Genomic DNA, 13,758 nt, shown 5'->3' with positions numbered 1-13,758 from the left:
CCCACCAAGGACGCCGCACGCGCCGAGGTGTTCGACTACATCGAGATGTTCTACAACCCACAACGCCGTCATGGTTCAACTGGCGACCTGTCCCCTGTAGAGTTTGAACGGCGCTACGCGCAACGAGAGTCTTGAGTGTCTACGGAACCCTGGGCGTATCAATAGGTGTCGTACTTGTAGCGCTCATCGCTGCCCGATGACGCTTTCGAGATCGCCGCCGGATTGGGCTCAAACGATGTGATGACACCCACATGCGGGCTAAAATGTGTGTTCTGGAAAAGCCGAAAATAATGGCATGCGTCGTAGATCGACGCAGCCACCAGAATCGCCGTACCACGATCGTTGTCCAGGCGGGGCTTGAGGCTGAAATCCTCGATAATGTTGGCAACGATGCGGTCCTTGCGCTCTTTACCGCTCATCAACTCTTCCATCGTTGCCCAGCGCTTGCGCAGGATGGATTTCTGAAAGTTGTTCAACCCTCGCGTTTTCTTTTCGAACCAGGCATCGATGGCCGCACGCGAGGTCAACCGCTGCGGCACATCGCGCGCCTCGTACTTCAGGTCCAACACCACCTTGTCTGCCACTGCCTGGTGAAACTTGTAGGTATGGATGTAGGTCCCGAACACATCGCGAGTGGTTTGCCTGTCCTTGCGCAGCAGCGGCGTACCAGTAAAGCCGATGAAAATCGCATCGTCCAGCCAGCGCTTCATCTGCTTGTTCATGTTGCCACCCTGAGTGCGGTGGCATTCGTCAACAAACACGTAGAAGCGCCCATGGATCGGTGGCGGCTCGCCCTTGAGGTCCGCAGCATCGAACTTGTGGATCAGCGCGCAAAGCAAGCGGGGAGCGGCAGCACTCAGTTTTCGCACAAAGTCCGCTCGGGAGGTAATGCGCGGCGAAGCGGAGTCCGCACCGATCACACCGGCATTGCGCATGACACCTTCGATCTGCTTGTCCAGTTCGTCGCGGTCTGTGACCACCAACACGCGCGCCTGTGGGTCATGCTCCAGCAGCCACTTGGCCAGCAGCACCATCAAGATGCTTTTGCCACTGCCTTGGGTGTGCCAGATCACCCCCCCTCGCGTTGGGCAATGCGCGCCTGGGCCGCCTTGATGCCCTGGTACTGGTGCTGCCTGGGCACTTTCTTGAAGCCTGCGTCGAAGATCACGAAGTTGCGGATCAAGTCCAGCAACTGCACCTTGCTACACATCTGTGCCAGTGGACGATCCAACAAGGCGCCTGCCGCTACTGCAGCCAATGGTTGTTCGTCTTTCCATTGCACGAAGAACTGCTCCGGGGTGCCGGTGGTGCCATAGCGCAGCCCCTGCGCGTCGCTTCCGGCCAGCAACACCTGCACCGTACTGAAGAAGCCTTGGTTGAACGCCTCCTCCTGATTGCTGCGCAGCTGGCGAATGCCGTCGCCCAGATCCACCGAGCTGCGCTTGAGCTCAATCACTGCAACCGCCAGACCGTTGATATACAGCACGATGTCCGGCCGACGTGTGCTGCCGCCTCTCAGCGTCACTTCTTCGGCAAGGGCAAACTGATTTCGCTGCGGCTGAGCCCAGTCGATTAGCTGTACCGTCTCGTGCGATTTGCCGGCCGCAATCTGCACCGGCACGCCATAGCGCAGCAATTGGTAGGTGCGCAGGTTGGCCTGATAGGGCGTGATGCCGGTGACATCCACCGCAACTTCCAGCTTTTGCAGTGCGGCGCTGATATGGGCTGGCGCGTAACCACGCGCTGCCAGATTGGCGCGTAACAGATCGACTTCAATGGCCCGATTGTTCTCGCGCCTGCTCCAATTGCCAAGGTGCTCGTAACCCAGACCGCCCTTGTCTACGGGGTCAGCGAATAGGCGCGCTACGCGGTTTTGTGAGTTGCGCTCGGAGCGCGGCATGTGCTGGGTCATTGCATCATTCCTTGGTGCGTTCATTGACAGCGCCGGCCAGCTCCCGCTCGATCCGCTCGATGCTCGGCAGGCTGGTTTGCAGCTCTTGCGGCAGAGATTCCACCAGCTTGTATTCGGCAATGCCCATCGGCTGGGACTTGTCCCCCAGCGCGTATTCGGCCACCACCTTGTTCTTGCTCTTGCACAGCAGCAGGCCGATGCTTGGGTTGTCTTGCACGTGCTTCAGCTGCCGATCTACCGCCGTCAGATAAAAGCCCAGTTGCCCCAGGTGCTCGGGCTTGAACTTGCCTGCCTTGAGTTCGATTACTACGTAGCAGCGCAGCTTGAGGTGATAGAACAGCAGGTCGATGAAGAACTCCTCGCCGCCCACGTCCAGCAACACCTGCCGCCCCACAAAGGCAAAGCCCGCGCCCAGTTCCAGCAGGAAATCGGTCACGTGCTGCACCAGCGCGCCCTCGATCTCGCGTTCCTGCGCTTGCTCTCCAAGGCAGAGGAAATCGAAGCGGTAGGGGTCTTTCAACGACTCCATGGCCAGGTCGGACTGCGGGGCGGGCAAGGTGGCCGGGAAGTTCGTCACGGCCGAACCGCTACGCTCCAAAAAGCCGGACTCAATCTGCAGCACCAACACGTTGCGTGACCAATTGTGCTGGATGGCCTTTGCGGCATACCAGCGGCGGGTTTCAGGCCCGGGCAGCTTGTCCAGCAGGGCCAGCTGGTGATACCAGGGCAGTTGTGCAAGCACCGCTTGCACAAATGATGCGTCCGGCCAGGCCTCGGCAAACGCCCGCATGTATTTGAGGTTGCGCGGCGAAAAGCCCTTCATCTCAGGGAACGCAACACGCAGGTCATGCGCCAGCCGGTCGATCACCTTCGCACCCCAACCCTGTTCGGCCTGCCGCGTCAGAATGTCACTGCCGATCTGCCAGTACAGCCCCACCAGCTCCCGATTGACCGCCAGCGCCGCGCGCTGCTGCGCGGTGTGGATACGCCCTTTTAATTCGGTCAACCAGTCGGCATAACCTTGCGGGGGGGAAGTTAGGAGCTGGGGCTTGTCGGTCATATCAGTCGCGTCCTGCCGGTCAGCAACTCCTGCATCATTGCCTGCTTGATCGCGCGGGTCTTGGTGCGACGTGCCTCAAGTGCACTGATTCGGCATCCATGTCGCCCAGGACGGCGGAGATGGCCGCTTGCTCAATCTTCGTAGATGGAAGCCTGACTTCATATTGCCTGATCTGTGCCTTACCAATTTCGAGAAAAGTGCTTCCTGCTGAAAGACCGACTAACCCCTGCGTCTGGGCACACAGCAAATAGTAGAAAAATTCCGCATCCACGGCATCAAACGGCACAAGATTTTTGAAGCCCTGATTGGTCGCCATAGGCACAACATTAATCGCGCATTCGCCAATCGTCGCGCGCGAAGTCATCACGATTGAACGGGCAGGAATCAGCTCAGCAGAACTATTACGCAGGCCATGCTCGGTGATGGTTCTGTTTGTTACGGCCAAATACTTTCCGCCCTCCAACGCAGTGATATCTGTAGGTGTACACCATGGGACCGCGCCGTCCCATGCCGCTGAATCTCTAGTACTTGGAGTACCACCACTGCGAATTTCAGCCAAGTCTCCCAGTCGTATTACCTCCCACGTTCCACTGAACCCCGGCAGGCGTGTTTGACCGGTGAGGAGTTGCTGCATGGCGGCCTGCTTGATGGCGCGCTTTTTGGCGATCAGGCGATCCAGCCCGTCCAGCAACGCATCCATGTCGCTGAGAGCGGTGACAATTTCACGCTGCTCTTCTATTTTCGGGACTGCTATTTCTAATTTCTCAAAGCCTCTCCTCTGAATTCCTTTGGCTGTCGAACCACTGGAGTAATCAAGGAGATTCTTCTGAAATTTTTCAGATAGGAGCACTTGAAAAATGTACCCATTCAATGCCTTTTCTGATGCTCCCCGGACCAGGATTGTCCGCTGACTTAGAATGTATTTACGGTCATCTGGAACAAGCGCCACATTCCCAAGCGGAGCTTCTGTCGTAAAGAGAACATCACCTTTTTCCGTACCTCCCTGCGTCATCCACCGTAGCCAAAGCTCATTCGACGCGAAATAGCATTCAGCAGAAAAGTCAATAAATCCTTTTTTTACGTTTCCAGCCGAGAGCGCAGGTATATCTCCTCCTCCCCAACTCATGCCAAGCTTTCGAGGAGTTCTACCCCTGTAGTCCATTATTCTCTGGGATATTCCAAGCACGGATTCCACCCCCCATTCCTCTGGGATCATCCCCACATCCGTCTGCTTGTACCCCGGCTTCACTTCCATACCGCCCCCATTTTCTTCAAGTGCGCTTCCACCTTGGCACTCAGGGCGGCCACGTCATCTTCCAGCTTCGGCAACGGGGTGTCATAGCGCTCGGCCAGTTCGCGGATGCGCTGGGCGAGGGTTTGCGAGATGCGCTCAAGCTCCTGCTGCACGTTGGCTTGCAAATGGGCCAGCCATTTGTCTTGCACAACCAGCGTTTTCACCTCAGCTTCGCCCAGGCTGGCGTACTGCTCGTAGACTTGTTGGCCGAGTTCCCCTTCAAGCGCTTTGACGGTCTTTTTCAGCGCGGCTTCGCGTGCGCTGAGTTGCTGCCACTGCTGGAGCACGGCGCGCTCGTCAGCGCTGTCGGCGTCGTCGCCAATCTCGCCGATACGGTCTTTCACCTGCACGGCGTTGATTTTGTCGAAGCCTGCGAAGGCACCATCTTCGCCACCGTGCTCCTCCTGCAACTCGGCAAGCTGGCTAGCAACGCTATCAAGCTCGGCTTGTTTGGCCTCCAGCTCGGCCTGCTCGGTGGCGAAGTAGCGGGCAACGATATAGGACTTAGGCAGCAGATCGCAGATCCAGCCCTTGTCCTTGGGTTTGCCTTTCTTGTCGATTTCCACGATGCGCCGAGGCTGGGCCACCCAGCCATCGGCAGCAATCAGGTAGGCGTCGTCCTGCATCACTTCCGCCCAGTAGTCCATCAGGTGCTGGTAGATGTCGTAAGGGTCAAGCAGGGGTGCGGCGTGAAAGGTCGCGAGCAGGGTTTCAGAGATCTGCGAGATCAGCGTCTTGGGTTTGTCGCCCGGCTGGATGCCGGTGAGTAGCGGCGTGACGGCCTGCTGCCATTTGCCGAACAGCGCTTCCACCTTGCTGCGGAATTGCTGGAACTGCGGGTGGCTCTGGATGATCGAGCGTACGTCTGCAATAGGCTGGCGTAGCCGAGCATAGCCTGGGCGATCGGCCTCGAACAGCACCTCGCGCAGGGCTGGCATTTCCTGCCAGTCGGCAGCAAAGGCATCGATATCGCGCTCGGGGATGCCGCCGTTGAGGTGGGCGTCAATGTCGTGCAGGTCTTCTGGCTCGCTGCTATCGATGTAGCGCGGCAGGTTGAGGTTGTAGCTATTCCTGTCGCTGGAGACTTCCCCCAATGGCACCATCCGGGCATAGCGCGGCACATCCGCGCCACGGCGGAAGGTATCAACGATGCGATGGATGTCCTGCTCACGCAGGCGGTTCTTGGGACCGTCCTTGATGAAGCCTTTGCTGGCGTCGATCATGAAGATGCCCTTGCGAGCACTGGCATTTTCCTTGTCCAGCACCAGGATGCAGGCGGGGATGCCGGTGCCGTAGAACAGATTGGCCGGCAGGCCGATGATGCCCTTGAGCACACCTGAGCGCACAAGGTTTTTGCGAATGACGCCTTCCGCATTGCCACGAAACAGCACGCCGTGCGGCAGGATGATGGCACCCTTGCCGGTAGTTGCCTTCATGCTACGAATGACGTGCAGCAAATAGGCGTAGTCGCCCTGCTTGGCTGGCGATGCGCCCCAGGCAAAACGTTGATAAGGATCGTTGGCGGGTGTCAGCCCGGTGGACCACTTCTTGTCCGAGAACGGCGGATTGGCGACCACATAGTCGTAGCTACGCAGCTGCTCGCCATCCTTGAACCTGGGGTTGGACAGCGTATCCCCGCCAAGAATGGTGGCACTGGGGAAGTGGTGCAGGATCATATTCATCCGCGCCAGGCCGGCAGTGGTCACGTCCTTTTCCTGCCCTTCTAGCGTGATCTGCCGTCCTGCCTCGGCTGCCACTTTCAGCAGCAGTGAGCCTGAGCCGCAGGTTGGATCGTAGGCGGTGGTAGATCCGCGGCTATTGGCATGCGAGATGCCGATCACCTGGGCGATGATGCTACTGACTTCAGAGGGAGTGTAAAACTGGCCTTTGCTCTTGCCGGAATCCTGCGCAAAGTGGCGCATCAAGTACTCGTACGCATCGCCGAGCAGGTCGTCGTTGTCGGCCCGGTTGTTGGCGAAGTTCAGCTCGGGCTTTTCGAAGATGGCGATCAGGTTGCCCAAGCGCTCGACCATGGCCGGGCCTTCGCCAAGTTTGTTGGGGTCGTTGAAGTCGGGGAAGTCGCTGCGCGCCAGCTTGGTGTTGGCGTCGATCAGCTTTTGAATGACTTGCGTGTTGATCCTGTCGCCGATATCGGCCTTGCCCTTGAGCGCCACCATGTCCTTGAACGAGGCGCCAGGCGGGATGACGACAGGTGGAGCGAAGTCCTTGCTATTGCCGTACTTGTCGCTGATGTACTTGATGAACAGCATGAACAGCACATAGTCCTTGTACTGACTAGCGTCCATGCCACCGCGCAGCTCATCGCAGGACGCCCAGATGGAGCTGTACAAGTCAGACTTTTTGACTACGCCGCTGCGCCTCACCGACGGCACTGTGTCTGCCTCGGCATGCGTCTTGGATGCCTTTGCTTTAAGAACTTCCACTACTTTTCCTGCCTGTTTTGCACCAGAATTTCTGGCTCTGTTTTGCATCACAGCCGTCTCAGCAAGCGCGACGGACCCGCCGCGCCCTCGGCCAGACACGATGTCGCCTTGCTCGATCAACAGGTGTTTGATGCGTAGATACGTACTTTCCTGCCAGCCAAGTTCGTCTCGCAGCTTGCCGTTACCAGCAGAGCCGCCGAGAGACTGCAACATGGCGAGAAAACGTTCGGTATTTTGCTCGGTGGATGTCACTGCATTGTTCCGTACTGCTTGAGGGCCTGCATCACGCTTGCCAGTGAAGCCGCTTCAGCGGCACAAAGTAATTTTTCGGCATCGATAGCCACTTAGCCAGGAGTTGTTTCAAGCATGGCGCGCACGATGCTCGGACCTACTCATTCTTTTCCAGCCAGAAACCAAACCGGCTTGAGCGGCAGACGGGCCCTGGCGGTGTCCTCAAGCTGTGAATAGTGCGTGGTCCATAGCTCAACCAACTTCCGCGAATCGATCAAGCTAATGCGCCGATGCGACTGGCGCGCCTCGTAGTCCGCGTCCTTGGTGAAGCCGGACAGCGCGACGTACAGACCGACATCGCCCTCTCCCAGAACCGCCATAAAGCTGCGCAGGCCCGCCACATCGATCCGCGGCGAGTTGGCATTGCGCTTGACCTGCACCTTGATGCGCGGCGGGCGGGTGCCGAGCGGATCGTTATAGGCAATGATGTCAGTGCCACCGTCCTTACCGGGCGGTGCGACCCAGGCCACGTGATACCCCATTGCACGCAGCAGCGACGCTACCAGCTCTTGGAAGTCGTACGGCGGCATCGCGGCAAGGTAAGCCTCGATCTCGGCCCATGCCATCTCTTCTGCTTCTTCCAGGGTGATGCTGGCCGATTCTTCGGTGAGCTCGCCTTCGGGATCGTCGACCTCATCGGCGACGGGCTGGGCGCTCTTCCACTTCTTGTACAGCTGGCCGACCGCGCGGATGAATTGCTCCGGATCGGGGTAGGCGTGCAGCGCCGCTTCACCCTCTGGCGTGAGGGTCCAGATGCCTTTGTCCTTGACCAGCCAGCCGGCCTTGACCGGCGCCACGGTGCTGAAGCGCACGATCTTCTCGAAGCGACGGCCGCCGGTTTCGTAGTCGCCGGCTTCGTACTCGGTGAGCACGACCTGCTTTTCCAGTGCGGCCAGCGCGTCTGCGGCGCGCATGCCCTCCGGCTGGGTCTTGAGAATATGGAACAGCGCTCGGGTCAGTTCCCCCGTGCGGCGCCTGCTGATATTGGCCATCTACTTCCTCTGTGGCACGACGTTGGCGCTAGCGCCGTGCTTAATGATAGTCGTCTTCACGCTGATGCCTGACTGCCAAAACGGTAACGAGCCGATCGCTTTCCACCTCGAACAGCAGCACATAGCCGCTGGCACCGAAGCCGATCACCAGCTCGCGCAAGAACGGGTCCGCCACCCCCGCCTTGCGGCAACTCAACGGGGCCAGTTCAAGCACGGTGACGCCATCGCCGGTGGCCTGCAGCGCACGCTCGGCCACGGTGAAGTCGCCTTCGGCACGCTGTAGCAGCCAGTCGTAAAGACGCGCGAGATCGTCGCTCGCCTGCTGAGTGAAGCGGACAGAAAATCCCACGCTGGCTTAGCCCTTGCGCGCCTTGTCCAGTTGGGACTGCAGCCCGGCCAGCACATCCTTCGCGTCGGTGTATCGGTTAGATGCCTTGGCGCTGTCACGCGACGCCAGCCCGCGTGCAATGAAGGCTCCCTGCTGCTGCCGCTGCTGCACCTGGGCACGGACGGAGTGCTCAACGAAGCTGGACAGCGTCTCGCCCTCCTGCAACACGGCTTCGGCCGCTTCGCGCAGCGCCGGGTCTACCCGGAGCGATGGAAGAGATGCGGATTTCATAGCGGGCCCCGTGCGTTGCAATTGCGATGCATCATCGCAAGCGGGCGGTGGTGCTTCAAGGTTTTCTTTGCAGACCTAAGCCCACGATGTCGCAGCTATGCTGATGCAATGGTGCGTAGGCGCTGAAGCACGACGTTTGCGCGCTCCGGTTCGGCGACCAATCCCGGCAACGCGTTCACAAACGCCGGGTTATCCACTAGCCCCACAAACACGCCGGCCACCCAATGCCGAAAGTCTGCATGCTCCACGGCCAGCTCTTCCACCAGCTCGGCCCGGCCATCGACGACATTGAGGACGTCCTCCAGGTCGTGACTGGAAAGAAAGTCGCTGTTGCCTCGGGTAACGAAGGCTTCGAGCTTGATCGCCACGAATGCTGTCGCTGTCACCAAGCGGATGGACAGGCGATCGCTCAAGGCCACCACTTGGGTCGTCTCTACAGCATGGGCGTACCAGCGATTGGAGAAGCCAAGCACGCCGGCATCCACCGGCATCAGGTCGAAGATGACGCCCGACGCTTGGTGTACCCAGCGACCGACGACACCGCTGCGCATCTCGCGCGCAAAGCCCTGAGATTCCACGCGCGCCTCGATACCGCGGAATCGGGCCCAATCAAGATTGACCACCGCATCGACGTCATAGGTGGCGCGGACGTTTTCCGCCAATGGATCGGATAACAGCAGGCCAACAACTGCCCCGCCGAGGAAGACTACGTGTTCGCAAAGCTCGCCCAATGCATTCGCAATCACAAGCAGGTGCGGCAAATTAGGATCGTCAGAGCGCATCGCCAAGCCCCAGTAACTGCTTGAGATAGCGCGCTGCCAACGTGCGCTCGCGGGCCCGCCCGCTGCGTAGGGCGTCCTGCAGCGCCAGCAGTTGGTGCAAGGCAGGGTCGGCCAGCGCAGCGTTGGGCGCACCGGCCGACAACGGCGACAAGCCTGGGCCTTTGGCCGTGCCCTGCGCGCTTGGCCACACCGGTGCCTCCCCTGGGGCGCTGGCAATCGCAGTGGACAGTGGGGGCACACCAAAGGCCGTAGGGATGCCACGCTTTGGCGGCCCGATGACTGCAGGAAAAGCGTAACGCACGCCGTGGACCGCAAATTCGTGCAGCGCCGTGCGTACGGTCTCCCACTCGCCGCGGCTTTTTTCCAGCGCCAAGCCGGATGCCACCGCGCGCTTGACGCTGCGATGCACCTGGGAGGCGCTCATGCCCAGTGCTTCTCCAAGGGATGCATACGTCCAGGCCTGGCCCGCCTGAGCGACCTGCTTGTACAGCACCACCAGATCCTGGGGCTTCAATTCCACAGCCAGGCAAGCCTTGTTCCATATTCCGGAATATGGAATATCTGTCGAGCGACCGATTTTTGCAAGCGGGCATTTTCGAAAGCGAACCCCGAGCCTTGATCTACAGTCAGACAGTGGAAACGGACGACCTCATCCAATACTTCGCGGCTTGACCGCCTCCCCCTGCGCCATCGATCTTTCCTGCGCCAGACTCTGCGCTTGCGCCAAGGTACGCGCATCTATCTCTTGCAGCTTTGCCAGCGATTGCTCCACCGGCGTAGTGACGGCCACGTCGGTGGGCATGCTGGCGCGCAGATGGGCCGGGTTGCTGGGTTCGCCCTGTACCACGAACACGGTGGCACCGGCCGCTGCACGCGGCGTTTGGTTGCTCAGCTTTACGTGGTCGATGCGCTCGAGCCCGTGCTCTTTTGCCAGATGGGCCAGGCTGGCGCTCATCCGCTCGCTGTGCGCATCGCTGGCGCGACCCATGCTGGCGTCCAACCGGCCAACCAAGGTGCTGGCCTGTGCATGCAATGGATGAGGCGCGGGTTGGGCGTCTTCTGCGTCTGCCTGTCGTGGCCTCCCAGGCACCGGCGCTGCAGGCCCGCCGTTCTGCCGCTGCGGCTGGGCCGGCCGATGCCCCTGCTCCTCCTGCCCTGGCTGTACCCCTTCACGCCCTCGCCCTTGGTCCTGATGCTGCACCCGCACCGGCCCGGGTGTGGTGCTGGTCAGCACGTATTGCCAGCGCGTCTGCGCTGGGTTGCCTTGAACCGCCGCGATGAACCCATCGTACTCGGCTGGATGAATTGTCTGGCAGCCAGCCGAATCGGTACTGCCGCTGGAACCGCGATGAATCTTGAAGGTGTCGTTGAGATTTTGCACACCGTTGAGATCGGCTTGATCAAACCAGCCGTCCGCATTGCTATCCCGCTGTACCCCGCCCCGCCCTGCATCGACTGCCGCCTGACTTGGGCGTAATGCGTTGTCTTGGACGCCTGGCCGGCTGGGATTTGGGTGCTGCCCCATCCGCATCTCGATGGTGCCTTCGCTCAGGCGACCGAGATCCCTGATGCCATCGGCATTGACATCCTCGCCTTCGATCTTCCTGGGCCTGGTGATGCTTTCAAAGCCTGGCGACGGTGCAAATGTCCTGTTCTCCATGCCGCCTTCCGCACGCGGGCGCCGCCCCGTGTTGCCTGCATGATGATCGTACTGCGCAGTCGGCTCGGTGTTTGCTTGTTGGGCGACCTGCGTATGCCGCGTGCCATCGGCATCCTTCCACAGTACGACCAGGCGGTCGTTGTAGACGCCCGTGCCGCCCTGAGCTTCGTTGATGGCAGGGGTTGCCGGATCGTCGCTACGCAAGCTTCCGGCATGCGCGCGATCCTGCATGGCCGCAAGCGTTGAGTTTTCCTGGCGAAGGCCTAATACCAAGCGCTCGTTGGGTCGCGAGAGTGCCTCGTGCGCGGCTTCGTTACCTCTCACCCGTACGATGCTGGCGTAGACGTCATAGCGCTGTGCGTCGCTCAAGGCAGCCATTTGCGCTTGCGGCGGAATTGCTGGCTGATTTGACGTGGCTAGTTGCAAGCGTTGCAGCACACTGGCATCCGCAGCGGCGACCGGCCCTTGTTGATGATTGGCGATTGCACCGGCGGACGCTGCGCCGATATAGCGATCCAGTGCGTCACGCACGACCTCTGACTGGCCTTGTCTGCGCTCATCAAGCATGCGCAGCGCCTCGGCCTGTCGATTGGCGTTGAACAACGCAGAAATCTGGTCGGCAGTCGCACGGATGTCTAAATCGTTGGATCTCGCCATTTCGATGCTCCTTGCAGAAGTGGTCACTCGCTGATGAAACGGTCCTCACTATCTGGATAATCCGCACATGCCGGTTCGCCTGTGCGCTGCTGGCGACAAGGCCACTGCGCTTTAGCGACTCGCTCTACCAGCTCGAAGCGTTCGCCTGTCCAACGAAGAAAACCAAAATGGGCATAAGACCCGACACGCTTCGGGTCATCGGTGGCCAGCGGCTGGTCAGGATCGAATTCCATCAACCATCGCATTGTCGGCGCCAAGGGCAGCTTGTCATCGAACAGAAAAAGCTCCGAGCCGCCGTGGTTGTTTTGCCGAGCAACATCTTCTGCAGTCAGGCTAGGCGCTGGTGGAAACACCGTTGCACTGACATCGCGTGCGATACCGTCCTTGGTGACGCGATACGCCTTTCGCCCTTTGCCTGACTGGCACGCAAGGCCCGCATCATCTGCGTGGCATTTCACCGACCAGACCAGGTACACCGTTTTGTCGGGATCAGCACTTTCGAACGAACGGATCGTCAGATCACCCGCAACCACGGTGAAATCCGCGCGCCGTCCCAATCCGGGTGCGGCCACGTACACGGCATCGCGCAGTCTCGCTTCGCGCGCTTGCGGCGAGGCATCTACCGCATCTGCAGGCATGGCAAGCAGTGCACGCGCCATATGCGCAGGTGCCGGGCCTTTGCAAAACCCGTCCCTGAGCAAAGGCGCAGGCGAGGAGCCCTGTGATTGCGTACGGTCCACACAGATGGCGCCCATCTGCCGTTCCAGTTTGAAGGCCACCCAGGGTGAAGGCGTGGCCGCAGGCGCCTGAGGAAAAGACGATGCTTTTTGTGCACCACTTGGGGGTTTTGCGGCAGCCTGTTCCATCGAAAGCCGTGCACACCCAAGTGTCATGATGGGCGCCAGCGCGGTCGCCACGATGCAATGCGTCAGCTTCTTCACGGGCATCCTTGAACGAAGAGGGCGAACGCCACGGACTGTGGCCGTATGAGCAGGCTCGGTCAAGTGATTGGGCGCAGACGAAAGCGGTTCAGCGACACTCTCATTTCGGGACTGAAATAGACGCTGCATCCCGCAAAGACGCCATCTGGCATGGACTCAGCGCGACTGTCCGGGGTGAGCAGCAATTCGGATGGTTCGGGACGTTCAACCAACACGCTGCGTGCGGCTCCTTGTGATCTCCAGCATTGCACAAAGAGGTCGAAGTGGCCCGTGTTAGAGCCAGCCTAGGACATGGATGCCTATAGGTGCTGACCTGCCCCTTGCTGATTCGCCGCACCAGTCATCCGACAACGACTTCTCCTGAGCGACGACCGATCACGACCCTCTCGTACAACCTGCCGATTGACCGTACTGGGTAGCGGCAAGCGCACCTCGATTAGCGAGCAGGTGCGCTCACGCCATCGAAAGCTTCTGCCCACTCTAACCCTGCCTACCCGCGCAACGCCACCCGAATCCCCTCCCCCGCCAGCCGCGCACTCGCCAGCAGACGCTCCAGGCTCTGCCCATGCCGGGCGCTGGCGGACAGGCCGGCCATGGTGGTGCTGACGAAATCCGCCAGCCGGTCTGCGTCGTGCGGGCACTGCTTGGCGATGTGGGAGCGGATCAGCTCCTGGGCCGCGACATGAAAGCTGCAGGCCGCCTCGCGTGCCTGCGCGTCGTTGCTGCGCGTGCCTTCCAGCACCAGGCAGCCGGTGGCGGCGGGATCTGCGGCGTAGCAGCGGGCGGCCTGCTCCAGTACGTCGGCCAGCGCGTCGGCCAGCGGTCGGTCGGTGTCCAGGAGTTGCGGCAGCGGGATGGCGCCGGTCTGCGCGTAGCGGTCGAGGATGCGCGCATACAGGCCGGCCTTGCTGCCGAAGGCGGCGTAGAAACTGGGCGGGTTGATGCCCAGCGCCTGGGTGAGGTCGGCCACGCTCAGTGCGTCGTAGCCGCGCGCATGAAACAGCTGCTGCGCGGTGGCGACCGCTTGGTCCGGGTCGAATGCGCGCGGCCGGCCGCGGGCCCGGGGAGTTTCTGTAGTCATAGTTACAAAATCCTTGACGGCAGGC

Annotated in this window: 14 protein-coding genes; 1 reads left to right on the top strand and 13 read right to left on the bottom strand. The window is 60.5% G+C overall.

Translation table 11 applies throughout. The features are described from left to right. Positions 1–135 (top strand): IS3 family transposase (locus F7R02_RS10970; RefSeq protein WP_151210091.1); only part of this gene is annotated, 135 nt, incomplete at its 5' end. 23 nt (positions 136–158) lie between these two features. Here the strand turns inward: F7R02_RS10970 and F7R02_RS26660 are convergent. The 13 genes from F7R02_RS26660 to F7R02_RS10905 all read right to left on the bottom strand — a co-directional run bounded on the left by F7R02_RS26660 (position 159) and on the right by F7R02_RS10905 (position 13,733). Then, positions 159–1,073, bottom strand: a complete 915-nt coding sequence (locus F7R02_RS26660; RefSeq protein ID WP_208789121.1) for a DEAD/DEAH box helicase family protein — start codon at positions 1,071–1,073, stop codon at positions 159–161. Then, positions 1,070–1,912, bottom strand: a complete 843-nt coding sequence (locus F7R02_RS26655) for a type I restriction endonuclease (RefSeq protein ID WP_208789120.1) — start codon at positions 1,910–1,912, stop codon at positions 1,070–1,072. The genes F7R02_RS26660 and F7R02_RS26655 overlap by 4 nt, the downstream gene beginning before the upstream one ends. A gap of 4 nt (positions 1,913–1,916) precedes the next feature. Next, complete coding sequence (locus F7R02_RS10960; RefSeq protein WP_078590473.1) at positions 1,917–2,972, bottom strand: PDDEXK nuclease domain-containing protein; 1,056 nt, start codon at positions 2,970–2,972, stop codon at positions 1,917–1,919. A 34-nt stretch (positions 2,973–3,006) separates the two neighbouring features. After that, positions 3,007–4,227 (bottom strand): restriction endonuclease subunit S, encoded by a 1,221-nt coding sequence (locus F7R02_RS10955; RefSeq protein ID WP_078590472.1) that lies wholly within the window; start codon positions 4,225–4,227, stop codon positions 3,007–3,009. Continuing rightward, a complete protein-coding gene (locus F7R02_RS10950) occupies positions 4,218–6,962 on the bottom strand; it encodes a type I restriction-modification system subunit M (RefSeq protein ID WP_208789119.1) in 2,745 nt (914 codons plus the stop codon). The genes F7R02_RS10955 and F7R02_RS10950 overlap by 10 nt, the downstream gene beginning before the upstream one ends. 140 nt (positions 6,963–7,102) lie before the next feature. Beyond that, a complete protein-coding gene (locus F7R02_RS10945) occupies positions 7,103–7,993 on the bottom strand; it encodes a restriction endonuclease (protein ID WP_078590471.1) in 891 nt (296 codons plus the stop codon). Between the two features lie 40 nt (positions 7,994–8,033). Further along, on the bottom strand, positions 8,034–8,342 hold the full coding sequence (locus F7R02_RS10940) for a type II toxin-antitoxin system RelE/ParE family toxin (protein WP_033484031.1): 309 nt from the start codon (positions 8,340–8,342) through the stop codon (positions 8,034–8,036). Between the two features lie 6 nt (positions 8,343–8,348). Continuing rightward, on the bottom strand, positions 8,349–8,612 hold the full coding sequence (locus F7R02_RS10935) for a YlcI/YnfO family protein (RefSeq protein WP_078590470.1): 264 nt from the start codon (positions 8,610–8,612) through the stop codon (positions 8,349–8,351). A gap of 95 nt (positions 8,613–8,707) precedes the next feature. Next, positions 8,708–9,394 (bottom strand): hypothetical protein, encoded by a 687-nt coding sequence (locus tag F7R02_RS10930; RefSeq protein WP_167521015.1) that lies wholly within the window; start codon positions 9,392–9,394, stop codon positions 8,708–8,710. After that, positions 9,384–9,914 (bottom strand): hypothetical protein, encoded by a 531-nt coding sequence (locus F7R02_RS10925; RefSeq protein WP_078590468.1) that lies wholly within the window; start codon positions 9,912–9,914, stop codon positions 9,384–9,386. The genes F7R02_RS10930 and F7R02_RS10925 overlap by 11 nt, the downstream gene beginning before the upstream one ends. 129 nt (positions 9,915–10,043) lie before the next feature. Continuing rightward, the gene (locus tag F7R02_RS26355; RefSeq protein ID WP_425478549.1) at positions 10,044–11,711 is read right to left on the bottom strand and encodes an XVIPCD domain-containing protein; all 1,668 of its coding nucleotides are present in this window, start codon (positions 11,709–11,711) and stop codon (positions 10,044–10,046) included. A gap of 23 nt (positions 11,712–11,734) precedes the next feature. Next, positions 11,735–12,370 (bottom strand): hypothetical protein, encoded by a 636-nt coding sequence (locus F7R02_RS26350; protein ID WP_167521017.1) that lies wholly within the window; start codon positions 12,368–12,370, stop codon positions 11,735–11,737. Positions 12,371–13,142: 772 nt separating this feature from the next. Beyond that, on the bottom strand, positions 13,143–13,733 hold the full coding sequence (locus F7R02_RS10905; RefSeq protein ID WP_078590466.1) for a TetR/AcrR family transcriptional regulator: 591 nt from the start codon (positions 13,731–13,733) through the stop codon (positions 13,143–13,145). Positions 13,734–13,758: the final 25 nt, after the last annotated feature.

The sequence above is a fragment of the Xanthomonas cissicola genome (genome assembly GCF_008801575.1).
GTDB classification, from domain to species: domain Bacteria; phylum Pseudomonadota; class Gammaproteobacteria; order Xanthomonadales; family Xanthomonadaceae; genus Xanthomonas; species Xanthomonas cissicola.
This window is presented reverse-complemented; position numbering and strand designations above follow the sequence as displayed.

Bases quoted from the DNA above. Each gene is read 5' to 3' on its own strand.
- F7R02_RS26655 (WP_208789120.1), bottom strand. From the start codon at position 1,912: ATGACCCAGCACATGCCGCGCTCCGAGCGCAACTCACAAAACCGCGTA.
- F7R02_RS10960 (WP_078590473.1), bottom strand. From the start codon at position 2,972: ATGACCGACAAGCCCCAGCTCCTAACTTCCCCCCCGCAAGGTTATGCC.
- F7R02_RS10955 (WP_078590472.1), bottom strand. From the start codon at position 4,227: ATGGAAGTGAAGCCGGGGTACAAGCAGACGGATGTGGGGATGATCCCA.
- F7R02_RS10945 (WP_078590471.1), bottom strand. From the start codon at position 7,993: ATGGCCAATATCAGCAGGCGCCGCACGGGGGAACTGACCCGAGCGCTG.
- F7R02_RS10935 (WP_078590470.1), bottom strand. From the start codon at position 8,612: ATGAAATCCGCATCTCTTCCATCGCTCCGGGTAGACCCGGCGCTGCGC.
- F7R02_RS10930 (WP_167521015.1), bottom strand. From the start codon at position 9,394: ATGCGCTCTGACGATCCTAATTTGCCGCACCTGCTTGTGATTGCGAAT.
- F7R02_RS26355 (WP_425478549.1), bottom strand. From the start codon at position 11,711: ATGGCGAGATCCAACGATTTAGACATCCGTGCGACTGCCGACCAGATT.
- F7R02_RS26350 (WP_167521017.1), bottom strand. From the start codon at position 12,370: ATGGCGCGTGCACTGCTTGCCATGCCTGCAGATGCGGTAGATGCCTCG.
- F7R02_RS10905 (WP_078590466.1), bottom strand. From the start codon at position 13,733: ATGACTACAGAAACTCCCCGGGCCCGCGGCCGGCCGCGCGCATTCGAC.